This is a genomic window from Enterobacter sp. E14S (assembly GCF_055666685.1).
In genome coordinates this window covers 527,123-554,069 of record NZ_JBVODQ010000002.1, presented here as the reverse complement: position 1 = coordinate 554,069, position 26,947 = coordinate 527,123, and the positions used below count along the sequence as shown (strand labels likewise).

Annotated in this window: 22 protein-coding genes and 3 tRNA genes; 11 read left to right on the top strand and 14 right to left on the bottom strand. The window is 56.6% G+C overall.

The features are described from left to right. The first annotated feature begins 13 nt into the window (after positions 1-13). A complete protein-coding gene (locus tag ACZ6J2_RS07735; protein ID WP_471725324.1) occupies positions 14-2,203 on the top strand; it encodes a TonB-dependent siderophore receptor in 2,190 nt (729 codons plus the stop codon). A 164-nt stretch (positions 2,204-2,367) separates the two neighbouring features. Continuing rightward, positions 2,368-2,443 (top strand) — tRNA-Asn (locus tag ACZ6J2_RS07730). Between the two features lie 46 nt (positions 2,444-2,489). Here the strand turns inward: ACZ6J2_RS07730 and ACZ6J2_RS07725 are convergent. From ACZ6J2_RS07725 to ACZ6J2_RS07715, 3 genes are all read right to left on the bottom strand, one after another. Continuing rightward, positions 2,490-2,822, bottom strand: coding sequence for a type II toxin-antitoxin system PemK/MazF family toxin (locus tag ACZ6J2_RS07725; RefSeq protein ID WP_471725323.1), 333 nt, complete (start codon positions 2,820-2,822; stop codon positions 2,490-2,492). Then, positions 2,823-3,080 (bottom strand): AbrB/MazE/SpoVT family DNA-binding domain-containing protein, encoded by a 258-nt coding sequence (locus ACZ6J2_RS07720; RefSeq protein ID WP_045286302.1) that lies wholly within the window; start codon positions 3,078-3,080, stop codon positions 2,823-2,825. It abuts the gene before it with no gap. A gap of 290 nt (positions 3,081-3,370) precedes the next feature. Then, positions 3,371-3,760 (bottom strand): RidA family protein, encoded by a 390-nt coding sequence (locus ACZ6J2_RS07715; RefSeq protein ID WP_471725322.1) that lies wholly within the window; start codon positions 3,758-3,760, stop codon positions 3,371-3,373. 141 nt (positions 3,761-3,901) lie between these two features. Here ACZ6J2_RS07715 and ACZ6J2_RS07710 point away from each other — a divergent pair, with 141 nt between their 5' ends. Further along, positions 3,902-4,822: a LysR family transcriptional regulator gene (locus tag ACZ6J2_RS07710; RefSeq protein ID WP_471725321.1), complete on the top strand. Its 921-nt coding sequence runs from the start codon at positions 3,902-3,904 to the stop codon at positions 4,820-4,822. Between the two features lie 75 nt (positions 4,823-4,897). Here the strand turns inward: ACZ6J2_RS07710 and ACZ6J2_RS07705 are convergent, their stop codons facing one another. The 3 genes from ACZ6J2_RS07705 to ACZ6J2_RS07695 all read right to left on the bottom strand — a co-directional run bounded on the left by ACZ6J2_RS07705 (position 4,898) and on the right by ACZ6J2_RS07695 (position 6,629). Further along, entirely contained in the window at positions 4,898-5,200 is a 303-nt protein-coding gene (locus ACZ6J2_RS07705) for a helix-turn-helix domain-containing protein (protein ID WP_029741460.1), read from the bottom strand. Between the two features lie 4 nt (positions 5,201-5,204). Further along, complete coding sequence (locus tag ACZ6J2_RS07700; RefSeq protein ID WP_471725320.1) at positions 5,205-5,558, bottom strand: type II toxin-antitoxin system RelE/ParE family toxin; 354 nt, start codon at positions 5,556-5,558, stop codon at positions 5,205-5,207. A gap of 177 nt (positions 5,559-5,735) precedes the next feature. Next, positions 5,736-6,629: a LysR substrate-binding domain-containing protein gene (locus ACZ6J2_RS07695; protein WP_471725319.1), complete on the bottom strand. Its 894-nt coding sequence runs from the start codon at positions 6,627-6,629 to the stop codon at positions 5,736-5,738. Positions 6,630-6,799: 170 nt separating this feature from the next. Between ACZ6J2_RS07695 and ACZ6J2_RS07690 the strand changes: the two genes are divergently transcribed. After that, positions 6,800-7,408 carry a glutathione S-transferase family protein gene (locus ACZ6J2_RS07690; RefSeq protein WP_471725318.1) on the top strand — a complete coding sequence of 203 codons (609 nt, stop codon included), beginning with the start codon at positions 6,800-6,802 and terminating at the stop codon, positions 7,406-7,408. 43 nt (positions 7,409-7,451) lie between these two features. Here the strand turns inward: ACZ6J2_RS07690 and cbl are convergent, their stop codons facing one another. Next, positions 7,452-8,402: an HTH-type transcriptional regulator Cbl gene (cbl, locus tag ACZ6J2_RS07685; protein WP_471725317.1), complete on the bottom strand. Its 951-nt coding sequence runs from the start codon at positions 8,400-8,402 to the stop codon at positions 7,452-7,454. A 96-nt stretch (positions 8,403-8,498) separates the two neighbouring features. After that, positions 8,499-9,416: a nitrogen assimilation transcriptional regulator NAC gene (nac, locus tag ACZ6J2_RS07680; protein ID WP_033145933.1), complete on the bottom strand. Its 918-nt coding sequence runs from the start codon at positions 9,414-9,416 to the stop codon at positions 8,499-8,501. Positions 9,417-9,736: 320 nt separating this feature from the next. On the opposite strand from nac, the gene ACZ6J2_RS07675 reads away from it, so the two are divergent. Beyond that, positions 9,737-9,812 (top strand) — tRNA-Asn (locus tag ACZ6J2_RS07675). A gap of 145 nt (positions 9,813-9,957) precedes the next feature. Here ACZ6J2_RS07675 and ldtA read toward each other — a convergent pair. The 3 genes from ldtA to ACZ6J2_RS07660 all read right to left on the bottom strand — a co-directional run bounded on the left by ldtA (position 9,958) and on the right by ACZ6J2_RS07660 (position 14,088). Beyond that, a complete protein-coding gene (gene ldtA / locus ACZ6J2_RS07670; protein ID WP_471725316.1) occupies positions 9,958-10,854 on the bottom strand; it encodes a L,D-transpeptidase in 897 nt (298 codons plus the stop codon). 61 nt (positions 10,855-10,915) lie between these two features. After that, a complete protein-coding gene (locus tag ACZ6J2_RS07665) occupies positions 10,916-13,609 on the bottom strand; it encodes a cation-transporting P-type ATPase (RefSeq protein ID WP_033145935.1) in 2,694 nt (897 codons plus the stop codon). 47 nt (positions 13,610-13,656) lie between these two features. Continuing rightward, a complete protein-coding gene (locus ACZ6J2_RS07660; protein WP_471725315.1) occupies positions 13,657-14,088 on the bottom strand; it encodes a universal stress protein in 432 nt (143 codons plus the stop codon). 396 nt (positions 14,089-14,484) lie between these two features. Here ACZ6J2_RS07660 and ACZ6J2_RS07655 point away from each other — a divergent pair, with 396 nt between their 5' ends. From ACZ6J2_RS07655 to ACZ6J2_RS07645, 3 genes are read left to right on the top strand one after another with little or no spacing between them, the layout of a single operon-like run. Next, entirely contained in the window at positions 14,485-15,570 is a 1,086-nt protein-coding gene (locus tag ACZ6J2_RS07655) for an efflux RND transporter periplasmic adaptor subunit (protein WP_064672772.1), read from the top strand. After that, complete coding sequence (locus ACZ6J2_RS07650) at positions 15,570-18,632, top strand: efflux RND transporter permease subunit (protein WP_471725314.1); 3,063 nt, start codon at positions 15,570-15,572, stop codon at positions 18,630-18,632. The genes ACZ6J2_RS07655 and ACZ6J2_RS07650 overlap by 1 nt, the downstream gene beginning before the upstream one ends. Then, positions 18,629-19,594, top strand: coding sequence for an acyltransferase (locus ACZ6J2_RS07645; protein WP_471725313.1), 966 nt, complete (start codon positions 18,629-18,631; stop codon positions 19,592-19,594). Before ACZ6J2_RS07650 ends, ACZ6J2_RS07645 begins: the two co-directional genes overlap by 4 nt. On the opposite strand, the gene pagP is transcribed toward ACZ6J2_RS07645, so the two are convergent. Beyond that, on the bottom strand, positions 19,591-20,166 hold the full coding sequence (gene pagP, locus ACZ6J2_RS07640) for a lipid IV(A) palmitoyltransferase PagP (protein WP_319876287.1): 576 nt from the start codon (positions 20,164-20,166) through the stop codon (positions 19,591-19,593). The genes ACZ6J2_RS07645 and pagP overlap by 4 nt on opposite strands. 256 nt (positions 20,167-20,422) lie before the next feature. Here pagP and shiA point away from each other — a divergent pair, with 256 nt between their 5' ends. From shiA to ACZ6J2_RS07625, 3 genes are all read left to right on the top strand, one after another. Beyond that, on the top strand, positions 20,423-21,739 hold the full coding sequence (shiA, locus tag ACZ6J2_RS07635) for a shikimate transporter (protein ID WP_471725312.1): 1,317 nt from the start codon (positions 20,423-20,425) through the stop codon (positions 21,737-21,739). A 73-nt stretch (positions 21,740-21,812) separates the two neighbouring features. Beyond that, positions 21,813-23,267: an AMP nucleosidase gene (locus ACZ6J2_RS07630; protein WP_471725311.1), complete on the top strand. Its 1,455-nt coding sequence runs from the start codon at positions 21,813-21,815 to the stop codon at positions 23,265-23,267. Positions 23,268-23,285: 18 nt separating this feature from the next. Next, positions 23,286-25,052, top strand: coding sequence for an aminopeptidase P family protein (locus ACZ6J2_RS07625; RefSeq protein ID WP_471725310.1), 1,767 nt, complete (start codon positions 23,286-23,288; stop codon positions 25,050-25,052). Positions 25,053-25,194: 142 nt separating this feature from the next. Here the strand turns inward: ACZ6J2_RS07625 and ACZ6J2_RS07620 are convergent. Together ACZ6J2_RS07620 and emmdR are read right to left on the bottom strand one after the other, a co-directional pair. After that, a tRNA-Asn gene (locus ACZ6J2_RS07620) sits at positions 25,195-25,270 on the bottom strand. A 103-nt stretch (positions 25,271-25,373) separates the two neighbouring features. Then, a complete protein-coding gene (gene emmdR, locus ACZ6J2_RS07615) occupies positions 25,374-26,828 on the bottom strand; it encodes a multidrug efflux MATE transporter EmmdR (RefSeq protein ID WP_123244567.1) in 1,455 nt (484 codons plus the stop codon). Positions 26,829-26,947 lie beyond the last annotated feature (119 nt).

Genomic DNA, 26,947 nt, shown 5'->3' with positions numbered 1-26,947 from the left:
GATCAACATAACAATGAAACGTTCTCATCTTTGGGTTTTAAATCCTTGCTTGCTTGCAATGCTTTCTACCTCTGCGTGGGCGGAAGAACAAAAGGAAGAAAATATCGTTGTCTCCGCCAGCCGCGCGCACCGCAGCGTGGCCGAGATGGCGCAGACCACCTGGGTCATTGAGCGGGCTGAAATTGAGCAGCAGGTTCAGGGCGGGAAAGAGATTAAAGAGGTGCTGGCGCAGCTGATCCCGGGCATGGACGTCAGCAGCCAGGGCCGTACCAACTACGGCATGAACCTGCGCGGCCGCTCCATGATGGTGATGGTGGACGGCGTTCGCCTGAACTCGTCCCGCAGCGACAGCCGCCAGCTGGACTCTATCGATCCGTTCAACATTGACCGTATCGAGGTTATCTCCGGCGCCACCTCGCTCTACGGCGGCGGCAGCACCGGCGGCCTGGTGAACATCGTCACCAAAAAGGGCCAGCCGGATACCGAAGTTGAGTTCCAGACCGGGACAAAGAGCGGGTTTAACAGCCACAACGATCACGATGAGAACGTGTCGGCAGCCGTAAGCGGCGGTAACGACAAAGCCTCCGGTCGTCTGTCGGTGTCGTACCAGCGCTACGGCGGCTGGTATGATGGCAAAGGCAACGAGGTGATTATCGATAACACCCAGACCGGCCTCCAGTATTCCGACCGTATTGATGTGATGGGCACAGGCACCATCAACATTGACGATCGCCAGCAGCTGCAGCTGACGACGCAGTACTACAAGAGCGAGTCCGACGGCAAGCATGGGCTGTATCTCGGGAAGAACTTCTCGGCGGTAACGGGCGATGCGACCGCGTACAACAAAGATAATCTCGATTCTGACCGCGTACCGGGCACCGAGCGCCATCTGATTAACCTGCAGTACTCCAATACCGATTTTTGGGGCCAGGATCTGGTCGCGCAGATTTACTATCGCGACGAGAGCCTGACCTATTATCCGTTCCCGACCCTGACCAAAGGCGTGGTGAGCAGCATCGGCGCGTCGCAGCAGAAAACCGATTTTTACGGCGGCAAGCTGACGCTGAACAGCAAGCCGGTGGACGATTTAACGCTGACCTGGGGTGTGGATGCCGACCACGAAACCTTCGATGCCAACCAGCAGTTCTTCAACCTGAGCAAGGCCGCAGCGAGCGGCGGTATGGAGCTGGATAACGCCTACAACGTGGGCCGTTACCCTGGCTACAGCATCACCAACCTCGCCCCGTTCCTGCAGGCCAGCTACGACATCGACGCCATCACCCTGAGCGGCGGCGTGCGCTATCAGTACACCGAAAACAAGGTGGACGACTTTGTTGGCTATACCCAGCAGCAGGCCATCGCCACCGGGAAAGCCACCTCCGCCGACGCGGTGCCGGGCGGGAAAACCGATTACAACAACTTCCTGTTTAACGCCGGGATCCTCGGTCGCCTGACCGAACAGCAGCAGCTGTGGTTTAACTTCTCCCAGGGCTTCGAAATTCCGGACCTGGCGAAGTACTACGGCTCCGGTACCTATCAGCTCAGCAACGGTCACTATCGTCTGCTGAACAGCGTCAACGTGAACGACTCGACGCTGGACGGTATCAAGGTCAACGCTTATGAGCTGGGCTGGCGCTACACTGGCGATAACCTGCGCACGCAGGTCGCGGCGTATTACTCGCTCTCGGATAAAACCATCACCATCAACAAGACGGATATGACCATCAACCTGGAAGACGACAAGCGTCGTATCTACGGGGTTGAAGGTCAGGTGGACTATTTCTTCACCGACAGCGACTGGAGCACCGGAGCGAACTTTAACGCCATCAAGTCTGAAACGCGCGAAAACGGCAAATGGGAGAAGCTGACGGTTGACAGCGCCAGCCCGTCGAAAGCCAGCGCTTGGGTCAACTGGGCGCCGGGCGACTGGACCCTGCGCGTGCAGAGCACGCAGACCTTTGACGTGTCAGACTCCGACGGCAAGAAGATCGATGGCTATAACACGGTCGACTTCCTGGGCAGCTACGCCCTGCCGGTGGGTAAGGTCAGCTTCAGCGTGGAAAACCTGCTGGACAAAGACTACACCACCGCCTGGGGCCAGCGCGCACCGGGGCTGTATAGCCCAACCTACGGCGCACCGGGGCTGTATACCTATAAAGGCCGCGGACGTACGTTTGGTCTGAACTACTCCGTACTGTTCTGATCCTGCGCGCCGCCTGCGGGCGGCGCTTTTTGCTGTGTAATTTCAACGCGAATTTGCTATAAAATCAGCGATTTGCTGAAATTGTCGGCAAACAAACGAAAAGTGCGTTTTCACCCTTTGACAAGGCGTACCGAGGCCGCTACTATTCGCCTCGTTCACACGATTCCTCTGTAGTTCAGTCGGTAGAACGGCGGACTGTTAATCCGTATGTCACTGGTTCGAGTCCAGTCAGAGGAGCCAGATTTGAAAAGCCTGCTTTTGAAGCAGGCTTTTTGCTTTTTTGAAGTTAACTCAGAATCGCATCCAGCCTGGCAAGCACTTCATATACAACCGCGTCAGGTATGCGTTCCAGCCGCATGCCGTTCCGGGCAGACATATCAATGGTTCTGGGCTGGTCGCAGCGAATAACGCCCGTTGTTGTTGTCCCCGCCCCTTCCAGTGAAACGGTGAATCCTGCTGTACGTGCAAAGTTTCCGCCGCTGGTGACGGGAACCACTACCGGTAACCGGGTCAGCTTGTTAAACGATGCCTTCGATACGATAAGAACCGGACGTTTTCCACTTTGCTCGTGGCCAGCAATCGGATCCAGTGAAACAAGCCAGATTTCCCCTCTTTCCATTTACAGGATCTCCTTGCCCACCGCAGGCGCATCGATCCATTCCCGCTCTTCTTCGCTCATTTCAGCGTGCGGATCGCACTGCGCCAGCAGCTCCTCAAGCGAATAGTGAGGCCGCTTCTGGGGTTCAATAATCAGGCAGCCATTATTAATAGTCATGCCGACTTCGCTGTCCGTCGACAGCTCGAGCGTTTTCAGCACGGCGGGTGGAACTGCCAGCATGATGGATCCACCGACCTTTTTCAGACGAGTTGTATACATAGCGCACCTCCGAATATTATATTTTAATATAACATTCATGGCTGGAGGTGCACAATTATTCATCAGATTCATGGTGATTTCCTTTTCGTATTTAAGTGTCCATAAAGCCGTTATCCATCGAAGGACAGTGCAGGTGGGAACGAAGCGCGGAACTAAGAAGGCTGATAATAGAAAACTGTTTTTGCGGTTCAAAGGATTATGGCGTATCGGATAAACGAAATGCGAGGCGGCTTCCGGATCGAAGCTGCGCCCGCTGTATTGTCTTTGACCGTCGGAAAGACCCGTAACGCTTAGGGCAGCCTGGCAATCACCTTAATCTCAAACTGGAATCCGTACAGCCACGTCACGCCGATCCCGGTTAACGTCGGGTAAGGCGCGTCCCCCCAGTATTCTGGCAGGATACTCCAGATTGCGTCGAGGTTTGACTCGGGATCGACGACAAAGAGGGTAACGTCAACCACGTCATCGAACGTGCAGCCCGCAGCCGTAAGAACAGCATTAAGGTTATCGAATGCAAACCGGATCTGCGCGTTGAGATCCTCTTCAGGCGAACCATCCTCCCGGCTACCAACCTGCCCCGAAACAAACAGGAAGCCGTTAGATTTGATGGCGGGTGAATAGCGATTGCGCTCATAGAGCGCCTGCCGACCGTAGGGAAAAACGGCTTCGCGCGTTGTCATGTTTGTACCTCTGTAATGGGGCGAAATCTGCCCGGTGAGCATAAAGACACTTTACAGGCGCCGGAGCGGGCGGATAAACAAGCGACTTTGTCCATCATTGTTTGTAATATCCAAACAATCGATGAAAAAAGAGGACAAGGGATGGATCGTTTCGATGCGATGCGCGCCTTTGCTCGCGTGGTGGAGGCAGGCAGTTTCACCAGGGCTGCCCAAACGCTTCATATGAGCAAAACCACGGTGACGCAGCTTATTCAGCAGCTGGAAGCGCGACTGCGCGTCAGGCTGCTCCATCGTACTACCCGCAGGCTCGGTGTGACTCCTGATGGCGCGGTCTACTACGAGCGCGTCATCCGCCTGCTGGCGGACATGGAAGATGCTGAAAATAGCCTCTCCAGTTCGGCGATGACGCCCAGGGGACGGCTACGGATAGATGTGCCCACTCCTCTCGCCCGCCTGGTGCTGGTGCCCGCGCTACCGGCTTTTCACGCGCGCTACCCGGATATCCAGTTCGACATGGGCGTGAGTGACCGGGTGGTGGATCTGATCGGCGACAACGTGGATTGCGTCGTGCGCGGCGGTGCAATCAACGACCAGTCCCTGATCGCACGCCATGTCGGCGATTTACAAATCGGTGTTTACGTCGCACCGAGCTATGTGGAACGCCTCGGTGCCCCTGCGCATCCGCGAGAGCTGGAAAACACGGACCATCGCATAGTGGGATTCTTGTCCTCACGCACCGGTAAGGTTGATCCTCTGGTACTGCACGGTGAGAGCGAACATATTGAAATCACGGGCAGCTACGTGCTTGCAGTGGATGATGGCAATGCCTACCTCGAAGCCGGGCTCGCGGGATTAGGCGTGATTGCGCTACCCGTCTATATGGCGGCAGCACATCAGGCTTGTGGCGCCTTGATTCCGCTATTTGAAGACTGGCGTATTAACCCAATGCCCATTTACCTGGCCTTTCCGCCGAACCGCCACGTTAACGCCAAACTGCGCGTTTTTATTGATTGGATCGTTGAATTGATGCAGCAGCATGTCCCCACTTCTACCCATAAGTAACTGCATCTATTCGCTCATCACCGCCGAGTGACGGTCATGCTGGCGGTTTTGAAGCAGGCTTTATGCTTTTCTGCCCTACAGCACAAACTCATAGTGCGAGCCATCCGGCAGCTCCACATCAAGCCGCAGCTTTCCGCCCGCCGCCTCAACGTAGCGCTTGAGAGAAGAGAGTTTCAAATCGCGCCCGGGCTTTTCCATTACCGCAACGGTAGGTTGCCTGATACCTAACGCCTGCGCCATTTCTACCTGCGTTTTTTGTACTTTCTCGCGTAACTCAGCAAGATGAATGTTGAGCAAAATATCCGTTGCTATCGCCTGAGCGCTGGCGACAACCTCCGGCTTTTCATCCGCTATAAGCTGCTCAAGGGTTCTTCCCATCGCGCTATTCCCTCTCTTTTAATCTATTCAGCCAGTGAGTGAATTCCCGGTCAGCAACGAGAAGCATCTCATCGTAGAATCGCCTTTCATTGCCGATCTTATTGCCCGCACAAAGCACGATACCCGTGCGGTTTGGATCAAAGGCGAAAAACGCCCGCAAGGGATCGCCCTTACTCTGAATACGTAGCTCTTTCATGTTGCTGTGACGAGAGCCTTTAAGCGTATCAACGTAAGGTCTCGATAAACCCGGCCCCTTCTCTCGCAAAACAAGCAATGCTGCAAGTACGCTGGCGCGATCGGTATCGTCAAGCGAAGTGAACCAGCGATCAAACCTGTCCGTCGTGTTAATTGCCCACACAAGACCTCCCATCCAATATAGATCAAAAGCTATATACATGCAAAGCTATAGCAATGATTATGCAGAGATGGAAAAGCAGAATCTTGTGGAGTTACGGAAATACTGAATGCGTGCCGGAGTAATTCTATGTATCCCTTGTTGGATATTCATTTTGTTACGAGCAGCATCGGAAAAAGTTCAGCAGCCCAGCAACTGCCGCCAGGCCGCCACTTCTTCGTTCAGCCACGCGACAAAAAGAGCCACCTCCGGCTTCATCTCCGTTGACCGCGCCGTCACCAGCCAGTAAGGCCAGGGATACGGCGCGGTAATGGAGGTTAACTGGACCAGATCGCCCCGGGTGATGGCATCCTGAACCAGAGAGCGACGCTCCAGCACGATCCCTTTCCCGAGCCGAACGGCTTCGATAATTAAATTCGAGTCGTTAATGCATAAACCGCCAGGCACGATCTCCTTCTCCAGCCCCGCATTCACGCACCACGTTTTCCACGACTCCATGGAAAAAATAATATGACTCTTTGCAATCTCAGCTGGCGTAGCGGGCAGCTCGCCGCCGTTATAGCCGGGTGCGGCCACCACAATAAGCTCATCGGAAAAAAGGTAATGGCTTTCGCTCCCTTCCCAGTTTCCCTTCCCCATCCGTATCGCGATGTCTATCCCCTCCTGCTGCAGGCTGGTGACCGTCAGGCTGGCCTGGATCCGAAGGGTGATAAGCGGATATTTCGCCCGAAAGCGTTCCAGACGCGGCAACAGCCAGTGGCATCCAAAAGACGGCACCATCGCCAGCGTCAGCTCCTGCTTTCTCGGCTTCACCTGTACGAGCCGGGTGGCATCCGCAATATGGTTCAGCGCCTCGCGTACCTGTAAGGCATAGAGCCGCCCTTCTTCGTTGATCTGCACCCCGCGTCCCTGGCGGATAAAGAGCTTAACGCCCACCATCTCCTCCAGCACTTTGATCTGCTGGCTGATAGCGGAATGGGTAACGTGGAGCTCTTTCGCCGCCAGCGTCACGCTGCCAAGACGGGCGACGGCTTCAAAGCTTCGCAAACTGGCAATGGGTGGAAAATCCGACATGAAAGCACTCCCTTATCCGCGCTGGATGTATAACGGCAACTTGCCCACATGTCAGTAATACTAACCTTTACGTTAAGATACTGAAGATATTCGCCAGGAAGTTTGTATTGTACTGTTTGTTCATTCTCTTCAATGACGCGTTATTTCACAGAGACAGGAAAACGGCAACGATGATTAAGCTTGTTGGCATGATGGATTCACCTTATGTACGGCGCGTGGCGATCTCCCTTGAAATTTATGGCGTTGAGTTTGAAAGCCAGCCGCTGTCGGTCTTTAGCACTTTCGAAGCGTTCTCCCGAATCAACCCCGCGGTAAAAGCGCCCACGCTGATTCTGGATAACGGAATACGTTTGATGGATTCGTCGCTGATACTGAATTATTTCGAGGCTCAGGCCGCACCCGAGCGGAGGCTCCTTCCCGTCGCGCCGGATGCGCTGGCAAACGATCTTCAGACGCTGGGCTTTATCCTCGCCGCCGCGGAGAAAGCCGTGCAAAATGTGTATGAACACCACCAGCGCCCGGTGGAAAAGCAGCACGCTTTATGGGTCGAACGCGTTACCACCCAGCTGCTGGCGGCCTGCAGGGAATGGAATGCCTTGCTGAAGACGCGTCCGGCCTCCGCAACTCCCGATCAGGTTGCCGTCACGAGCACGGTTGTCTGGACGTTTATTCAGTCGATGATCCCGCACGTCGTTAACGCTGCGGATTTTAGAGAGATTCAGGCGGTTGCCGAATCATTCGAATCACAGGCGGTCTTTAAAAAATATCCGTTCAACTAAGCGATGAGCCCGGTCAGCGCAGCGCTACCGGGCATATCAGCACCTAAATCTGATAATCAATCGCCACTTCTTCCGGCTCCATCACCTGGCGTTTAATCTCATCCACCGACAGCCCGGCGTTGCAGAGTTCGATAAAGCGCCACACGTAGTTGCGCTGCAGCTGCCCGCGCTTCAGGCCAAGCCATACGGTGTTGGCGTCAAACAGGTGACGCGTATCGAGACGTACCAGGTTTCCGTCCTCGCGTTCTCCGCTGGACTGTTCCGCCACCAGGCCAATGCCGAGACCCAGCTCGACGTAGGTTTTGATCACGTCAGAATCCTGCGCGCTCAGCACCACGTCCGGCGTTAGCCCTTTGCGGTTGAACGCCTCGTCTATGCGCGAACGTCCGGTGATCCCCTGGCGGTAGGTGATCAGCGGCCATTTCGCAACGTCTTCCAGCGTCAGAGGGGAAACCTGATTCAGCGGGTGATCGACCGGGAGTAATAGGCTGTGGTACCAGCGGAACCAGGGAAAGGCCACCAGCAGCGGGTCGTTGCTCAGGCGTTCGCTGGCAATGCCGATATCCGCCCCACCGTTTTGCAGCAGCACTTCAATTTCCTGCGGCGTGCCCTGGATGAGCTCCAGACGGACGTCGGGGAAAAGTTCGCGGAACGCTTTAATCACCGGCGGCAGGCTGTAGCGCGCCTGGGTGTGGGTGGTGGCGATGATGAGTACGCCCGAGGCGTCATTGGTAAAGAGATCCGCCAGACGACGCACGTTGCTGGCCTCGTTGAGGATCCGCTCTGCGATGGTGAGCAGAGCCTTACCCGGCTCCGTCATGCCGAGCAGCCGCTTGCCGCGACGGATAAAGATCTCTATGCCCAGCTCCTCTTCCAGCTCGCGAATGTGGCGGCTGACGCCGGACTGAGAGGTATAAAGCATATTGGCGACCTCGGTCAGGTTGTAGTCCCGCCTGGCCGCCTCACGGATAATTTTAAGTTGCTGGAAATTCACGATTCACTCCGGCGCATCTGACATAGCTCTATTGTTAGAGTCAGCCGCGCTGCAGAACAAATAATAAAAACCAGCATCTTATGCTTTTATGGAATATCAGCTCACGAGCTGAAGTTCACGGTTCTCAAGCGACGGCTTGCTGACCAGCGACATCAAAATCTCTTTTACCGCCTGCGCCTGCGGCGTCAGCGAACCGCGTGCAGACATGTTCAGCGACAGCGGCAGGCTCATCGATGGCGTGGTGATGCGCGCCATCCAGCCGTTCGCCGCGCTGCACAGCGAGCGTGCGGCGGACTCCGGCAGAACCGTCACGCCCATTCCGCTGGCAATGGCCGCGGTGAGCGTGGAGATCGAGTCAATTTCGCCGATGATTTTGGCCGTCAGGCGGCGCAGGGAGAACGCTTCATCCACGCGCACGCGCACAGCGCTGTAGTCGCGCGGCAGATAGAGGTTCATCTCTGCCACGGCGGTAAGGTCGACGCTCTGGCCCGGACAGTCGCGGGTGCCCACGAGGTAGAGATCTTCTTTCAGCAGCGGCTGGCTGGTGATGCCGGCGACCGGGGAGCGATCGTAAAGGACCGCCATATCCAGCTGGCCGTTGAGCAGTTTGTCATTCAGCACGGAGCCGCTGTTTTCGTGCAGGTACACCAGCACTTCAGGCAGCTCGGCGCGGACGGCCTGCAGCAGCGGCATGGTAATAGAGGACGCGGCCGTTCCCGGCGCCAGTCCGATAGACACGTGCCCGCTCAGGGTCTGGCCCACGTTATTTACCGCCAGCTGCGCCTGCTCACACTGGCGAAGGATGGTGCGCGCATGGGTGTACAGGATCTTGCCTGCTTCCGTTGGCGTGACGCCGCGTTTGGTGCGGATCAACAGCTGCTGATCCATCTCGCCTTCCAGAGTAGCCACCTGCTGGCTCAGCGCAGGCTGCGCGATATGCAGCACTTCTGCCGCTTGAGTCAGGCTGCCGATATCGACGATTTTTACGAAGTATTTCAGTCGTCTTAAGTTCATTTTGCCCCCTGTTCGAAATGCTGTGCCGGAACCGGCTGTCGTTGTTGAACAGGTTTTGCAATATGAATGCCACTTTTACCAGGCGGTCCAAATTGTTCGCTAAGCGCCTGAAAATAAGGAAACCTAATCATGGAGGGGGGTTTTATTACCGAAACAGCAGTTTATGATCTGCCCCATTAGGGGTATACCCGCACCATGACGGTGCATTCCGCTGCCAAAAACATCACTTTGCCGATTTTGTCAGCAAACGATCAAAAGGCGTTGATCCACCCTTTGACAAGGCGAACGCAGGTCGATAATATGCGCCCCGTTCACACGATTCCTCTGTAGTTCAGTCGGTAGAACGGCGGACTGTTAATCCGTATGTCACTGGTTCGAGTCCAGTCAGAGGAGCCAAATTTGAAAAGCCTGCTTTTAAAGCAGGCTTTTTGCTTTTCTGCGCAAGGTAAATGCAAAACGGCAACCGGGTTGCCGTTTTTAGTGTTTGCACCCTCTCCCGCGTCAGAGGGCTGGGGTGAGGGCACCAGCCCGCGCTATCCCTTCACATGCCAATCTTAACCGGTATCCCCGACCGCCGTTCCAGCTCAGCGCCCGCGCCCTCGTTTATCAGCTGCGTCCGCTGCGCGGCTGAAATAGGCAGCGGCACTTTCCGGGTTGACTCAAATTCCGCACGGTTACGTGATAATGGCTCGTGAACTTCCACCCAGCGGCTGCCGTCCGGCTCCGTGGTCATCTTTACAGGCCGATCGATAAGCTGCACGCGGGTTCCCACGGGAACGTTTTCGAAAAGATATTTGATGTCGTTATTACGCAGACGGATACAGCCCTGGCTCACCCGCAGCCCGATGCCGAAATTCGAGTTTGTGCCGTGAATGGCATACAGCCTGCCGATATAAATCGCATACAGCCCCATCGGGTTATCCGGCCCGGCGGGCACGAATGCCGGCAGCGTTTTCCCTTCTGCCGCATAGGCGCGACGCGTATTCGGCGTCGGAGACCAGGTTGGCCCCTCCTGCTTACGCTCAACGGCCGTCACCCAGTTACGCGGGGTTTCGCGCCCGGCCTGACCGATGCCGATGGGCAGCACTTCAACGGTGTTACCGCCTGGCGGGTAGTAGTAGAGGCGCATCTCCGCCGCATTGACGATAATGCCCTCGCGGACGGTGTCAGGCAAAATCAGCTGCTGGGGTATCACCAGCCGGGTGCCGGATTTGGGCAAAAAAGGATCCACGCCCGGGTTTGCTTCCAGCAGGTTGCTCAGCCCCTGCCCGTGCTGCGCGGCAAAGGCTTCCAGAGGCAGCGTATTGCCTTCGGGAACGGTGATGATAATCGGGGTGCCCACCAGACGACTGCCTTCCGGCGGGAGCGTATAGGTTACGGCAAACGCACCGGGTACAGCGGCACACAGCGTAAGGACGAACCAGGTAAGTCGAATCATAGTTTTCTGCGCTCAAAAAAGAGAAAGCCCGGACTCAGGCAGGCTTTCTCAGTTTACGCTATCACGCCTCGGTTTTGCGCCACCTGCGCGTCAGCACTTTCTCCGCCTCGACAATAAGGAACATCACAAAACCAATCAGGAAGGTGATGACCCAGTAGCGGAACGGCAGCGCTTCGGTGCCAAACAGCATCTGCATGAACGGTGCGTAAATGATAAGAAGCTGTAGCGCCAGCAGTACGCCGCTCACGATCCAAATCCCTTTGTTCGCCAGCAGGCCTTTGCTCAGCGAGAAGCCGTCATTAACGCGGCAGTTGAGCATGTAGAACCACTGCGCAGTGACCAGGGTTTGCAGCAGCACGGTGCGGATAAATTCTGCCGAGTAGCCGCGCGGCTGTAGCCAGGCTTCCAGCACGAAGGCGCTAATGGCAATCATCAGACCGACAAATACCACGCGCCAGATGGCATAGCCGTCCATCACATGGAGATTCGCCTTGCGCGGTGGCCGGTTCATGATGTCCTTCTCACCCGCTTCAAACGCCAGGCCAAACGACAGCGTTGCCGACGTCGCCATGTTCATCCACAGGATCAGGACCGGCGTCAGCGGGATCAGGTTCCCCGCCAGCAGCGCGATGATAATCAGCAGGGCCTGCGCGATGTTGCTGGGGATAACGAACAGAATGGTCTTTTTCAGGTTGTCGTAAACCCGGCGTCCCTCGTGCACCGCGCTGGCAATGGTGGCAAAGTTGTCATCCGTTAACACCATGTCGGCGGCTTCCTTGGTGACTTCAGTCCCCTTAATCCCCATGGCGATACCCACATCCGCACGCTTGAGCGCTGGGGCATCATTTACGCCATCCCCGGTCATTCCCACGACTTCCTGTTTACTTTGCAGAGCCTGCACAAGGCGGAATTTATCCTCCGGGCTGGTTCGGGCGAAAATATCGTACTGCTGTGCGGCGTCGCTCAGCTGACGATCGTCCATCGCTTCCAGCTCACGTCCGGTGATAGCGCTTGCGGCGTTACCAATCCCCAACATTTGCCCAATGCTCATGGCCGTTTGCGGGTGGTCGCCGGTGATCATTTTCACGCGGATCCCGGCCTGCAGACAGTCGGCAATGGCGGTAATGGCCTCCGGACGCGGCGGATCCATCATTCCTGCGATACCCAGCAGGATCACGCCGTCATGCAGGTCCGGATGATCCAGCTCGCGTTGTCCCTCGTGGGCAGGTTTCCAGGCCGCGGCCACCATGCGCAGCCCTTCACGGGCATACTCTTCAATCTTCCCTTCCCAATAAGGCTGATCGAACGGCTGCAGTCCGTCATTCGTCTGCTGGTACTGGCAGAGGCGGAACAGGACGTCCGGCGCGCCGGTGATTAAAATCACCTCTTCATCGCCCAGCCGGTACAGGGTGGACATGTATTTATACTGCGAATCAAACGGGATTTTACTGCGCATTTCGGTATCGACCGGTGGGAGCGGGATTTTCGCCGCCAGCACCTTCAGCGCGCCCTCGGTTGGCCCCCCGGTGATTTTCCACAGCCCCTGCTCGTCTTTGATCAGCTGGCTGTCATTACAGAGGTCGATGGTGCGCAGGTAGCGTTCCAGCAGGGAACCCTGCGTCACGCTGACGGGCGTTGGGTCATCTACGGGGTGAATATTCCCCACCGGTTCGTAGCTGTCGCCCTCTACGCGATAGGTCGTGTCAGCGGTAATCACCGCTTTGACCGTCATTTCATTCATCGTCAGGGTGCCGGTTTTATCCGAGCAGATGACCGTCATCGCCCCCAGCGTTTCAACCGTAGGCAGCTTGCGAATGATGGCCTTGCGACGCGCCATGGCCTGTACGCCAAGCGAAAGGATGATGGAGATGATGGCCGGCAGGCCTTCCGGCACGGCGGCAACGGCGAGGCTGATAAGCGACAGCACCAGTTCAGAAACCGGCATATCCCGGAACAGGAGGCTAAAGACAAACAGCGCCACCATCATCACCAGGATAGTGATGAAGATAGTCTTACCGAGCTTATCCATCTGCACCATCAGCGGCGTGCGGTGCTTTTCAATGTCGGACATCATCTGATTGATGTGGCCCAGCTCGGTCTCGCCCCCGGTTGCCACCACCACGCCTTTACCGCCGCCGGAGCTAACGGTAGTACCTGAGTAGAGCAGATTATACCGGTCACCTAAGGGCAGTTCCCCGCTTAACGCATCGCTGTTTTTCTCAACAACGGTGGATTCGCCCGTCAGGATTGCCTCCTCCACGCGAAGGTTATGCGCTTCAATCACGCGCAGGTCCGCAGGGATACGATCCCCGGCGCGGATCACCACGATATCTCCCGGGACCAGCGCCGTGGTGGGGATCGTTTCATGATTCCCCTGTCGTACCACCACGGCTTCGCTGGAGAGCATATTGCGAATGCTCTGCAACGACTTTTCAGCATTGCTCTCCTGAATATGGCCAATCAGCGCGTTAATGATGGCAACCCCAAGGATCACAAACATGTCTACCCAGTGGCCCATAAAGAGCTTAAGCAACGCGGCCACCAGCAGCACGTAAATCAATACGTCGTTAAAATGCGCCAGGAAGCGCAGCCAGGCGGGTTTGCCCTTTTTTTGCGGTAACGCATTCTCACCGTGCTGCTGTAGTCGGGCTGATGCCTCTGTGCCGCTAAGGCCTTCCAGGGTGGAGTGAATATTCGACAGGGTTTCGTCAACGGTTTGTTGATAATACGGACGTTCAGGTTTTCCTGTTTTCATCGTTCCTTCCTCAGGTTCTATTCAGAAATCACCTTGCTTCTCTGTAATTAACGAATAACGAAAACAGGAACATGTGCGTAACGAACAATACTTGCCGCCTCCGATCCTAACAAATGGGTTTGAATATTTGGATTTCGCGAGCCGACAATAATCGCGCCGACGGTAAGTTCATCCGCCAGCTTAATAACCTCATCACGAACATTCCCGCTACGGACGTGGAGATGAACACGCTCTTCTGGCAGATTCAATTTTTTGACCAGGTCAGACAGCTTTTCTTTCGCATTATTAATCATATATTCATCCATTTTGCGCGCATCTGAAATAAAACCACGCGTCAGCTCGGCTGAAAATTTGGGCATGACGTGCAGCAAATGAATGTCACCCGATGCGCTTTGCGCCAGAAACTGTGCATGCTGCAACGCTTTATCCGCCAGGCTTGTCTCGTAGACATCCACCGGAACGAGAATGTTTTTATACATATCGAGCATCCTTTTTATAACCAACACGAGAGTGAATGAAGCAAAAAAACGCATTAAATGCAGGGGGTTGCCCTTAATGCCAGTTACGGTAAAAAAAGATGATTAACATTAAACGTAGCACAGGAATATCAGGTTTAGCGCTTCCCCACTGATAATGGTTATTTAACATTTATCTTTTCGCCGACTATGCTCATAGTCAGCTACCGCTTCCGGCTCATGGAGGAATGTATGTATGGTTTAAGCCTGATCCGTCTGGGTATGTTTATTGCGCTTGCCATTATCGCCAGCACGGCGATTGGTTTATTTACCTATATGGTCGTCACTGTTCTGGCAGAATAGTGTCACCCCTATCCAGGTTATGGAATAAATAAAACAGTTATTTATTAGGGGAATACAGTGAACCGCTACCTCTCTCTTTTACCGTTCGTTTTGTTAACGCTCACGGCGTGCGACCCGAAACCGAAGCAAGACTCTCCCCTTCCCAGGATGGTAAAAGTGGCGGAGGTGACGGTTCCCGGTCACGCCCAGCAGCGCGTTTTCCCCGCCCGCATTGAATCGGGCGATGCCACAGACCTTTCCTTCAAGCGCGCAGGTCAAATTGAAGCGCTGGATGTGCGTCAGGGCGCAGCCATCAAGCAGGGGCAACAGCTTGCCAGACTGAACGCCCGTGAAGCCCAGCAGCGGGTTAACGACAGACAAACGGCGGCGACGCTGGCCCAGAGGCAGTTCGATCGCTTCCAGACGCTGGCGGGCCGGCAGGCGATTTCGAAAGCGGAAATGGACGTGCAGCGTGCGAACCGCGATTCGGCGAATGCGGCGCTGCAGATTGCCCGGGAAGAGCTGAATCAGATGACGCTCGTCGCCCCCTTCAGCGGGACGGCGGCCAGCGTACATGTCCGAAATCATCAGGTGGTGTCCCCCGGTCAGCCCATTGCCACGTTAACCCGCACCGACCTGCTTGACGTGGTGTTCAGCATCCCTGAAAACCTGTTTAAGACCTTTGATATCCGCAACGCGCAGTATCGGCCCGTGGTGAGAATTAACGCCATTCCGGATCGGGAATTTACCGCCGTCTACAAAGAGCATTCGGGCAGCAGCGACAGCAATACCCTGACCTGGCAGGTGATACTGACCATGCCGCGGCCAGATGATTTTCCCGCCGTCGGTGGCGTAAGCGGTACGGTGACCATCAATTTAACCAACCTCCCGGCGGGCGCGGGCGCTCAGGCGCTGGTCGTACCGGTTGAGGCAGTCTTTAACCCGGACAACAGCCCGCGCAACGAGCCGCACGTCTGGGTCGTAACGGGCGAAGGCGACGCGCTGCATCTGGAAGACCGCAAGGTCAGCGTGGGGCAAGTAAGTACCGAAGGCGTGGTAATCACCAGCGGGCTTAAGGCAGGCGAGCGCGTGGTGGCCGCAGGCGTTGGGGAACTCCATGCTAACCAGCCGGTGCGTATCTGGACGCGTGAACGGGGACTGTAATGGATATCTCTCGTCAATTTATTAATAACCCTGTTCGCGTCTGGCTAACGATCCTGCTGCTGGGCATCGGGGGGATTTTCGCCCTGTTGAATATCGGCAGGCTGGAAGATCCCGCCTTTACCATCAAAACCGCAGTGGTGGTCACCCACTACCCCGGCGCATCCGCTCAGCAGGTTGAAGAAGAGGTGACGCTTCCGCTGGAGAATGCCCTTCAGCAGTTGCCTTATCTGGATAACGTCAGCTCTATCTCGTCAAACGGTCTGTCGCAAATCACCGTTAACATCGCGTCACGCTATCACTCGAACGAGCTGCCGCAGATTTGGGATGAACTGCGCCGCCGCGTGGGCGATGCCTCGCGTCAGTTCCCGCCCGGCGTGGTCACGCCCTTTGTGAATGACGATTTCGGCGACGTGTTCGGCTTCTTCTTCGCCATTTCCGGAGATGAATTCAGTAATCCTGAACTGGTGCGATACGCGGAGCAGCTTCGCCGGGAGTTGATTCTGGTCCCCGGGGTTGCGAAGGTCGCCATCGGTGGGGCGATTAGCCAGCAGGTCAACATTGATATCTCCCTGAGCAAAATGACCGCGCGCGGCATTACTCTGAACCAGCTTTCCGCCCTGCTCAGCAGACTTAACGTTGTTTCCAGCGCAGGAGAAATCACCTCCGGCACCGAATCCATTCGCCTGCACCCGACCGGTGAGTTCGGAAATCTTGATGAACTGGCGGATCTCATCATCACGCCTTCCGGCACCGGGGCGGCGACGCGTCTGCGGGATATCGCCACGCTGTCGCGCGGGCTGAACGAATCGCCAGCGAGTATCTACCATGCCAACGGCAAAAAAGCCGTCACCATGGGCGTCTCGTTTATTCCCGGGGTGAACGTGATCGACGTGGGCCACGCGCTGGAGGCGAAGCTAAACCAGATGTCGGCGGAAAAACCGGCAGGCATACGGATAGACCTGTTTTACGATCAGGCCGCTGAAGTGGGCCATTCCGTTAACGGTTTTATTATTAACTTCCTGATGGCGCTGGCGATTGTCATCGGCGTGCTGCTGATCTTTATGGGCGTACGCAGCGGGATCATCATTGCGGTTTCTCTCGCCCTTAACGTGCTGGGCACGCTGCTGATTATGTATCTGTGTGGCATTGAGCTACAGCGCATCTCGCTTGGGGCGCTGATTATCGCCCTCAGCATGCTGGTGGATAACGCCATCGTGATTGTCGAAGGGGTATTGATTGCCCGACAGCAGGGCTCGCCTCTGCTGACCGCCGTGAACTACATCATCCGCCGCTCCGCCCTGCCGCTGCTGGGGGCGACGGTGATTGCCATCCTGGCGTTTGCTCCTATCGGGCTGTCGCAGGATTCCACCGGGGAATACTGTAAATCCCTGTTCCAGGTGCTGCTGATTTCCCTGATGCTGAGCTGGTTCTCGGCGCTCACCCTCACCCCGGTGCTGATTAAGTGGTGGTTGTTTAAAAACGACAGCGCGCCCGATAAAACCGACGAGTCAGACCCTTACGATAAACGACTCTACCGCGCCTACCAGCGCCTGCTTAACACGCTGCTGCGCCATAAGGCACCGACGCTCATTGTGATGGCTGCGCTGCTGGCAGCGTCTGTCTGGGGCTTCGGCGCCGTACGGCAAAATTTTTTCCCGTCGTCTAATACGCCGATTTTCTTTGTCGACCTGTGGTTACCCTACGGTACCGATATCAAGTGGACTGAGAAAATGACCAGCGATATTGAAAAGACGATCAATGGCCAGCCAGGCGTGGAGACCACCGTCTCAACCATTGGTCAGGGAAGTATGCGCTTTATTCTGACCTACAGCGGACAGCGCCAGTACAGCAACTATGCGCAGATCATGGTGCGCATGGACGACCAGCGCAACATCTCCGCCCTGACGCGCCACGTGGACGAGTACATCGCGCGAAACTATCCGCAGGTCAACGCCAGCACCAAACGCGTGATGTTTGGCCCCTCCGGCGACAGCGCCATTGAGGTGCGCATTAAAGGCCCCGACCCTGACCGGCTGCGCCTGATTGCCAGCCAGGTGGACGATATTCTCACGCGCGACCCGGCCACGGGCAGCGTCAGGAACGACTGGCAAAACCGCAGCAAGGTGATCCGCCCACAGTACGTTGCCGCCCTGGGCCGCGAGCTTGGCGTAGATAAGCAGGACGTCGACAACGCGCTGGAGATGAACTTCTCCGGCAGCCGGGCGGGGTTGTACCGGGAAGGCAGTGACCTGCTCCCGGTCGTGGTGCGCCCGCCTGAGAGCGAACGGCTGGACGCCAGTCACCTGAACAACGTGCTGGTCTGGAGCCAGACGCGGCAGCAGTATATCCCGCTGAGTAACGTCGTCAGCCGCTTCTCGCTGGAGTGGGAAGATCCGCTCATCCTTCGCCGCGACCGCTCGCGGGTGCTGACGGTTCAGACGGACCCGGACCCGCTGAGCCAGCAAACCTCCGGGGACATTCTCGCCCGGGTGAAGCCGCAAGTAGATGCCCTTCCCCTGCCACACGGCTACAGCATCGAGTGGGGGGGCGACGCGGAAAACTCCAGCGAAGCGCAGCAGGGGCTATTCACTACGCTACCTCTCGGGTATCTGGTGATGTTTGTCATTACGGTGCTGATGTTCAGCTCGGTAAAAAATGCCGTCGCTATCTGGCTGACCGTACCGCTGGCGCTGATTGGCGTGACGCCGGGATTTTTACTTACCGGCATTCCCTTTGGCTTTATGGCGCTGATTGGCCTGCTGAGCCTGAGCGGCATGCTTATCCGCAACGGCATCGTGCTGGTGGAAGAGATCGAACAGCAGAAAACGCAAAAGGATCAGCACGAGGCGATCGTTTATGCCGCGACCTCGCGCCTGCGCCCTATCCTGCTTACCGCGTTTACGACCGTACTCGGCCTGGCTCCGCTGCTGCTGGACGTTTTCTTCCAGAGCATGGCCGTTGTGATTATGTTTGGACTGGGGTTTGCTACAATCCTGACGCTGCTGGTACTCCCCGTGATCTATGCGTGTTTCCATCGTAAGGACGAAGCCAAACAACAATGAATGCGACAGGGCTGAACATTATCAAGACGCTGGGCTGTATGACGGCGGTGACCTTCTTTACCATCTACAACACCTGGGATCGTTATGATTATGACTATCACTGGATCCTGGGGTTTTTAACCTTTATTTCGACGATTGCCACGCCGCTGTTTTTTGTCGTTGCGGGCTATCTTGACGGACAATCACGGCACGGCACCCGCTGGCAGCTGGGTAAAATTAAAAGTCTGGTGATTGTTTTTCTGTTCTGGATAACGATCTACTACCTGTGGGAGCCCTATCAGCGCGGGTATTTAATCCAGCCCTGGTTCGTGTTCGCCTTTGTGGTGATTTACACCTTCCACCCGGCGGTGGAGTGGCTCAGCCAGCGACGAGGGCTGTTCTGCGGCGCGATTGCCGCCCTGCTGCTCTTTTCCTACGGATACGATCTGCTGTCAGCGCTCTATCCTGGAACGCACGTCCTTTCTCTTTCACCGCAGTATCGGCTATGGACATGGCTGCTGTTTTATCTGACGGGGCAACTCTTTTGCGACCCGAAAATTGCCGAGTGGATTAGCCGCAAAAATGTCGTCAGGGCGGCGGTTGTCGCCATCCCGTTTATCTACCTCTTCACCTGGTTTTACGAGCGTTACTTCTTCTTCGCACTGTTCAAGGCGGACAGAAACGCCTTTATTCTCACCGGCTCTCAAATTTACATTTTGATCATCGCGCTGGTGATTGCGGCGAACGGCGTGCGCTTTCGCCGCAATGCTGAATTTAAGGAGTCCATTCTGGCCGCCATCAGCAAAACGATGACCGGCGTGTACATTGTGCACTACTCGGTGTTTCATCTGCTGACGGCGCTGATGCCGGTGACCTCTCTCGGTATGAAGCTGGCGTTGATTGTGCTCACCTTCGTCACCTCAGTTCTGTTCTCCATGCTGGTGTTGTCTAACGCCGTGGCAAAAAAGGTGATCACCCTTTAGAAGCCCAAGCGCAGCCAGGCAAAGAGCACGTTGCCGTTGTTATAGGTTCCGGGAATATAGGTGAACTGGACGGTAACGCGCTTATACCCGGCGGAAAACAGCGGGAAGATAAACGGTAGCGGGACATAGTTTGCAAAATCATCTCGCGCCGTGATGCCCGCCGCGGCACCGAGTCCAAGGCGGAAATCTTTGGCATCATCCAGATACCAGCCCTTCTCCCAGCCATAGCCCATCGCGGGCTGCCATTCGTTGTGCGAGTCCTTGAACATCATTGCGAACAGCGCGCTCCAGTTGCCCTCTTCGTTATAGCGGGAAACGCCCAGCCCGCCGCCCCACGGCATTTCATTGTAATTGTCGGTTTTTTCTTTGTCGTACATAAAGCGAGCGTGCCAGCTCAGAAACGGCAGGTACAGGTCGTAACGTTGGGGCTCTTCCCAGGTTTGCGAAATATCATCCGTCAGCGCATTCCACCAGCCGCTGATACGCTGTTCACCATAGACGCTGGGCTCCGCATGAAGCGGTGCGACGAATAAAAACAGGACCATCCAGAATGCCGAAAAGGTGCGTTGCATCGTTATTCCCTCAGCTTAACTTACGCAGCGGTCACTATTACTGTAAACCATTCAGCCTTTAACGGAGCCAGAAGACGCAATTATCTCGCTGCAGGTGGGGATGAAATTTATTTATTCAGCACCATCCGGAAAGATAAAAACGTTTTCTCAGGCGTTCTGTCGCGGTAGTCTCATAGGTTCCGTTTATATGACGGCCGCTATGTGAGTGACCTTTTCTTATACCAATAATTAAAAAATCAGTACGGACAGGACAACTATGGACTCCACCCTCATCTCCGATCGTCCCAGCGAGGAGACACCTTCGCTCAATCGTGCCCGCCGCGCAGCCTTAGGCAGCTTCGCGGGTGCCGTCGTCGACTGGTATGATTTTCTGCTCTACGGCATCACTGCCGCCCTGGTGTTTAACCGCGAGTTTTTTCCTCAGGTCAGCCCCGCGATGGGCACGCTCGCCGCGTTTGCCACCTTCGGCGTCGGCTTTCTGTTTCGCCCGCTGGGCGGGGTGATCTTCGGCCACTTCGGCGACCGCCTGGGCCGCAAGCGCATGCTGATGCTCACCGTCTGGATGATGGGGATCGCCACCGCACTTATCGGTATTCTCCCCTCGTTTGCCTCTATCGGCTGGTGGGCACCGGTACTGCTGGTCACCCTGCGCGCCATCCAGGGCTTCGCCGTAGGCGGCGAATGGGGCGGTGCGGCGCTGCTGTCCGTTGAGAGCGCGCCGAAGCACAGAAAAGCGTTTTACAGCAGCGGCGTACAGGTCGGGTACGGCGTAGGCCTTCTGCTTTCCACCGGGCTGGTATCGTTAATCAGCCAGCTCACCACCGACGAGCAGTTCCTGAGCTGGGGCTGGCGCATTCCGTTCATCTTCAGCATCGTGCTGGTCATCGCCGCGCTGTGGATCCGTAACGGGATGGAGGAGTCGGCTGAGTTTGAAAAACAACAGCTGGAAAAACCGCTCGCCAAAAAGCGTCTGCCTGTGATGGAAGCGCTGGTTCAGCACCCTGGCGCTTTTCTGAAAATTATCGCCCTGCGCCTGTGCGAACTGCTGACGATGTATATCGTCACCGCGTTTGCGCTGAACTACTCGACGCAAAACCTTGGTCTGCCGCGCGAACTGTTCCTCAATATCGGCCTGCTGGTCGGCGGGATCAGCTGTCTGACTATCCCCTGCTTCGCCTGGCTGGCGGACCGGTTTGGCCGCCGTCGCGTTTACATCACCGGGGCGCTGATTGGCACCCTCAGCGCCTGGCCATTCTTTATGGCACTCGAGGCGCAGTCGACCTTCTGGATTGTCTTCTTCGCCATCATGCTCGCCAACATCGCTCACGATATGGTGGTCTGCGTCCAGCAGCCGATGTTTACCGAACTGTTCGGCGCAAGCTACCGCTACAGCGGCGCGGGCGTGGGCTACCAGGTCGCCAGCGTGGTCGGCGGCGGATTTACGCCGTTTATTGCCGCCGCGCTGGTGACCTTCTCCGGCGGCAACTGGCACAGCGTGGCGATCTATCTGCTGGCCGGCTGCCTGCTGTCGGCGGCGACAGCGCTGCTGATGAAAGAGACGAGCCACGCCTGATCTCCCTTTTGTTTCACAGGCGTGTGACATACTATCGGGTAGAGTCGCACACCTGTGGAACAAGGAGACAGAGATGAATAATAAGGGCTCCAGCCTGACCCCGGCTCAGGCGCTGGAAAAACTCGACGCGCTGTATGAACAGTCCGTCAACGCGCTGCGCGGCGCCATCAGCGAATATATCGAAACAGGGAAACTTCCCGACCAAAAGGCCAGAACCGAGGGCCTTTTTGTTTATCCATCGCTCTCTGTGACCTGGGACGGCAGCGCCAGCAGTAATCCCAAAACCCGCGCCTACGCGCGCTTTACCCACTCCGGCTGCTACAGCACCACCGTCACCCGCCCTGCGCTGTTCCGACCATATCTTGAAGAACAACTCACGCTGCTGTACCAGGATTACGGCGCGCACATTGCCGTTGAGCCCTCGCAGCATGAGATCCCGTATCCGTACGTGATTGACGGTTCGGCGTTAACCCTTGACCGCTCCATGAGCGCGGGATTGACCCGCCACTTCCCAACGACGGAACTTTCGCAGATTGGCGATGAGACGGCAGACGGGATTTATCACCCGGCAGAATTTTCTCCCCTGTCGCATTTTGACGCTCGCCGCGTGGACTTCTCGCTGGCGCGCCTGCGCCACTACACCGGTACGCCAGCCGAGCATTTCCAGCCGTTCGTGCTCTTTACCAACTACACCCGCTACGTTGACGAGTTCGTCCGCTGGGGCTGCAGCCAGATCCTCGACCCGGAAAGCCCGTACATCGCGCTGTCCTGCGCGGGCGGGATCTGGATCACCGCCGAGACCGAAGCGCCCGAGCAGGCCATCTCCGATCTGGCGTGGAAAAAGCACCAGATGCCGGCCTGGCACCTCATCACCGCCGACGGTCAGGGCATCACCTTGATCAACATCGGCGTGGGTCCGTCAAATGCCAAGACCATTTGCGACCATCTGGCGGTCCTGCGCCCTGACGTGTGGCTGATGATTGGCCACTGCGGCGGCCTGCGTGAAAGCCAGCTGATTGGCGACTACGTGCTGGCCCACGCCTATCTGCGTGATGACCACGTGCTGGATGCGGTGCTGCCGCCGGATATTCCTATCCCGAGCATCGCCGAAGTGCAGCGCGCGCTGTATGACGCCACTAAAGAGGTCAGCGGCATGCCGGGTGAAGAGGTTAAACAGCGCCTGCGCACCGGTACGGTCGTCACAACGGATGACCGCAACTGGGAGCTGCGCTACTCCGCCTCCGCGCTGCGGTTCAACCTGAGCCGGGCGGTGGCGATTGATATGGAGAGCGCCACCATTGCCGCCCAGGGGTATCGCTTCCGCGTTCCTTACGGCACGCTGCTGTGCGTCTCCGATAAGCCGCTGCACGGTGAGATTAAGCTGCCGGGCCAGGCCAACCGTTTCTATGAAGGGGCTATCTCAGAGCATCTGCAGATTGGTATTCGTGCGATTGATTTGCTGCGGGCAGAAGGTGACAGGCTCCATTCCCGCAAGCTGCGCACCTTCAACGAGCCGCCGTTCCGCTAATCACGATAAGGAAAAACAATGTCCAGCACATCACCGCTCTCTGCCCTGCGCCACTGGCTTGAGGCCAGCCAACTCGACGGGATAATCGTCCCGCGGGCGGATGCCTGGCAGAGCGAATACTGCGCGCCTTACGACGAAAAGCTGGCCTGGCTGACGGGCTTTGACGGTTCGGCCGGCGTGGCGCTGGTGCTGAAAAACAAAGCGCTGCTGTTCGTCGACGGGCGCTATCAGGTTCAGGCGCGCGTTCAGGTCAATACGGATGAGGTTGAGATCCACCATCTACACAACGAGCCGCTGGCGGAATGGCTGGCAGAAAACGTTGAGTCAGGAACGCGCATCGGTTTTGACGCGCTGCTGATGACCAACGCGGAGTTTGAGCAACTGTCTGCCACGCCGTGCGAGCTGGTGCCGCTGAAGGCCTCGCCGTTTGACACGCTATGGACCGATCGCCCTGCCGCACCGGCGGGGCTTATCCGTGAGATGCCGGTTGAACACAGCGGCGAACGCAGCGCGGACAAACGTCAGCGCGTCGCCGCCGTGCTGGCCGCAAACAATGCCGATTATCTCGCCGTCACCCTGCCGGATAACATCGCCTGGCTGTTAAACGTCCGCGGTGCGGATATTCCTTACAGTCCGGTACCGCTCTCCTTTGCCCTTCTCGGTCGTGACGGTCACGTTGAGTGGTTTGTTAACGACAATAAGCTCAGTGCCCTGCCTGGTAATGTGCGCAATGCGTTTACCGTTGCCCCGCAGGATACCTTTATTGAACGCTGCCAGCAGATTGCTGTAGGCAAACGGGTGATGGTTGATGCCGATTCCGCGCCGGTGGCCCTGCGCTTCGCCATTGAACCACGGGGAGAAATTGTCTGGCGGACCGATCCCATAACCCTGATGAAAGCGACTAAAAACCCGGTCGAGCTGGCAGGCTATCGCGAGTGCCATCACCGGGACGGGGCCGCGTGGGTCAACTTCCTCGCCTGGCTGAGCCGTGAAGTGCCGCGGCGCGAGGCGGCAGGACAACCGCTCACCGAGCTGGACGCACAGGCGCAGCAGCTTGCGTTCCGTCAACAGCAGCCTGGGTTCATCGAGCAAAGTTTTGCGACCATCTCCGCCTCTTCGAGCAATGCGGCGATGTGCCACTACCATTCGAGCGAGGCCAGCAATAAGCCCATCGGTCATGACCATTTTTACCTGAACGATTCCGGCGGTCAGTATGCTAACGGCACCACCGACGCCACGCGCACGCTGGCGTGGGGTAACGTCGATCCGCAGCAGCGCCTGCACTACACTGCCGTGCTGAGAGGCTTCCTGTCGCTCATTACCCTGCAGTTCCCTTCCGGGACTCAGGGGCATCAGCTGGATGCGTTTGCGCGTCGCCCGCTGTGGGAGATGGGGCTGGATTACGATCATGGCACGGGGCACGGCGTGGGGCACCAGCTGCTTATCCACGAGAACCCGCATCGCATCGCCAAAAAGGTTAACCCGTGGCCGCTGGTGGCGGGCAATATCATGACTATCGAGCCGGGCTACTATCTGGGCGATAGCCACGGTATTCGTATTGAAAACCAGGTGGAGATTGTGGAGAGCCGTCCGGGTTTCTGCAGGTTTGCCTCGCTGACGCTGATCCCGATCGACTTAAGTCAGGTTGAGCTGCATCTGCTGAGCGAGCAGGAAAAGCAGTGGCTGGATGCGTATCACTGGCAGGTACGCGAGGCGCTTTCACCTCTGGTGAATAGCGATGCGCGTCCGTGGCTGGTTGAGGCGACGGCGCCGATTAGTTTGTAATTTCGTGCGGTCTGGTGCCCTCACCCCAACCCTCTCCCACGGGAGAGGGTGCACACACTAAAAACGGCAACAAGGTTGCCGTTTTGCATTTACCTTGCGCAGAAAAGCAAAAAGCCTGCTTTAAAAGCAGGCTTTTTAAATTTGGCTCCTCTGACTGGACTCGAACCAGTGACATACGGATTAACAGTCCGCCGTTCTACCGACTGAACTACAGAGGAATCGTGTGAACGGGGCGCATATTATCGATGCTCCCCCGGGATGTCAAAGGCAGAATGCACATTTCCGATCGTTTGCCGAATTATTCTCCACTTCGCGCAATTGTCAGGCATTTTTTCGCGGATATTTCCACAGCCAGCGTCCGCTGACCATCCGCCAGTAGAACAGAGCGCCCCGCACGGCCCAGTCGAGGAACATCCCCAGCCAGACGCCGACCACACCCCATCCGAGCATCACCCCGAGCGTATACCCCGCGACAACGCGACATCCCCACATGCCGAGCATCGATACCCACATCGCAAAGCGGGCATCGCGCGCCCCTTTCAGCCCGGCGGGTAATACCCATGAGGCCGCCCAGATGGGCATAAAGGCCGCGTTGAGCCAGATGAGGATCTTTACGACCTCTTTAACGTCATCTTCGTGGGTATAGAACGAGGCCATCAGCCCGGCAAACGGCGCGGTTCCCCAGGCGATCAGCGTCAGCCCAATGGTTGACAGCCAGAACACGTGCCGCAGCTGCCGCTCCGCCTGGCCTATCTGCCCTTTCCCGAGCCGTTTACCCGTAATAATGGTGGATGCTGAACCCAGCGCGTTACCCGGCAGGTTAATCAGCGAGGCAATAGAGAAGGCGATAAAGTTACCGGCGATAACGTCGGTCCCCATCCCGGCGACAAACATCTGCGTGAGCAGCTTCCCGCCGTTGAACAAGACCGATTCTATGCTCGCGGGAATGCCGATCCCCATCACTTCCCAGATAATGGCGAAATTAAAGGGGCGGAAATAGCTTTTTAGCGTCAGACGCAGCGAGGGGGTAATCCCTGCCATCAGCACCCCGATGATGGCTGCCGCACCGATATAGCGTGAAATGGTTAACCCCAGTCCGGCACCGACGAACCCCAGCCCCTCCCACGAGAACACGCCGTAGATCAGCACGCTGCTGATAATGATATTCAGGATATTCATCCCGCCGTTGATCAGCAGCGGAATTTTGGTGTTGCCCGCCCCGCGCAGCGCACCGCTGCCAATCAGCGCAATCGCCGCCGCCGGATAGCTTAAGACGGTCATTTCCAGGTAGGTCAGCGCCAGGTCTTTCACCTCGTTCGTCGCCTCCCCGGCGACAAAATCGATAATCTCTTTACCGAAATAGTGGATCACCGCCGCCAGAACGATCGAAAAAATGGTCATGATCATCAGCGACTGGCGGGCCGCCTCGCGTGCACGTTTGGGATCAAGCTTGCCGAGGCTAAAGGCCACCACCACCGTCGTCCCGAGATCTATGGCGGCAAAGAACGAGATCACCACCATGTTAAAGCTGTCCGCCAGCCCAACCCCAGCCATCGCCTCTTTACCCAGCCAGCTCACCAGGAAGGTGCTCAAAACCCCCATCAGCAGAACGCAGGTATTTTCCAGGAAGATAGGCACGGCAAGGGGGGTGATTTCACGCCAGAACAGGACACGATAGCTTTTACGTTTTGCATACCATGGCGTGCGCGTTATCGCCTGGCGTAAGGAGGCAGTGACGTTCAAAATGGACCTTAGCGAGAAAAGTTGAAACTCCATTTCAAATGATGGGGGACAAATGCTAATCCTGCAAAGTATTTTCCTGAAAAAAGATGTGTGGATTTACAACAAACTGACGACAGAATCAGCAATCAGTCGATTTTCCCTAAGATCAGGTT

Excerpts from the sequence above, each read along its gene's own strand:
- ACZ6J2_RS07630 (WP_471725311.1), top strand. The coding sequence starts at position 21,813 with ATGAATAATAAGGGCTCCAGCCTGACCCCGGCTCAGGCGCTGGAAAAA.
- ACZ6J2_RS07660 (WP_471725315.1), bottom strand. The coding sequence starts at position 14,088 with ATGTATAAAAACATTCTCGTTCCGGTGGATGTCTACGAGACAAGCCTG.
- ACZ6J2_RS07710 (WP_471725321.1), top strand. The coding sequence starts at position 3,902 with ATGGATCGTTTCGATGCGATGCGCGCCTTTGCTCGCGTGGTGGAGGCA.
- ACZ6J2_RS07715 (WP_471725322.1), bottom strand. The coding sequence starts at position 3,760 with ATGACAACGCGCGAAGCCGTTTTTCCCTACGGTCGGCAGGCGCTCTAT.
- ACZ6J2_RS07650 (WP_471725314.1), top strand. The coding sequence starts at position 15,570 with ATGGATATCTCTCGTCAATTTATTAATAACCCTGTTCGCGTCTGGCTA.
- ACZ6J2_RS07725 (WP_471725323.1), bottom strand. The coding sequence starts at position 2,822 with ATGGAAAGAGGGGAAATCTGGCTTGTTTCACTGGATCCGATTGCTGGC.
- ACZ6J2_RS07705 (WP_029741460.1), bottom strand. The coding sequence starts at position 5,200 with ATGGGAAGAACCCTTGAGCAGCTTATAGCGGATGAAAAGCCGGAGGTT.
- ACZ6J2_RS07645 (WP_471725313.1), top strand. The coding sequence starts at position 18,629 with ATGAATGCGACAGGGCTGAACATTATCAAGACGCTGGGCTGTATGACG.
- pagP (WP_319876287.1), bottom strand. The coding sequence starts at position 20,166 with ATGCAACGCACCTTTTCGGCATTCTGGATGGTCCTGTTTTTATTCGTC.
- shiA (WP_471725312.1), top strand. The coding sequence starts at position 20,423 with ATGGACTCCACCCTCATCTCCGATCGTCCCAGCGAGGAGACACCTTCG.
- nac (WP_033145933.1), bottom strand. The coding sequence starts at position 9,416 with ATGAACTTAAGACGACTGAAATACTTCGTAAAAATCGTCGATATCGGC.
- ACZ6J2_RS07665 (WP_033145935.1), bottom strand. The coding sequence starts at position 13,609 with ATGAAAACAGGAAAACCTGAACGTCCGTATTATCAACAAACCGTTGAC.
- ACZ6J2_RS07690 (WP_471725318.1), top strand. The coding sequence starts at position 6,800 with ATGATTAAGCTTGTTGGCATGATGGATTCACCTTATGTACGGCGCGTG.
- ACZ6J2_RS07625 (WP_471725310.1), top strand. The coding sequence starts at position 23,286 with ATGTCCAGCACATCACCGCTCTCTGCCCTGCGCCACTGGCTTGAGGCC.
- ACZ6J2_RS07695 (WP_471725319.1), bottom strand. The coding sequence starts at position 6,629 with ATGTCGGATTTTCCACCCATTGCCAGTTTGCGAAGCTTTGAAGCCGTC.
- ACZ6J2_RS07720 (WP_045286302.1), bottom strand. The coding sequence starts at position 3,080 with ATGTATACAACTCGTCTGAAAAAGGTCGGTGGATCCATCATGCTGGCA.
- ACZ6J2_RS07735 (WP_471725324.1), top strand. The coding sequence starts at position 14 with ATGAAACGTTCTCATCTTTGGGTTTTAAATCCTTGCTTGCTTGCAATG.
- emmdR (WP_123244567.1), bottom strand. The coding sequence starts at position 26,828 with ATGGAGTTTCAACTTTTCTCGCTAAGGTCCATTTTGAACGTCACTGCC.
- ldtA (WP_471725316.1), bottom strand. The coding sequence starts at position 10,854 with ATGATTCGACTTACCTGGTTCGTCCTTACGCTGTGTGCCGCTGTACCC.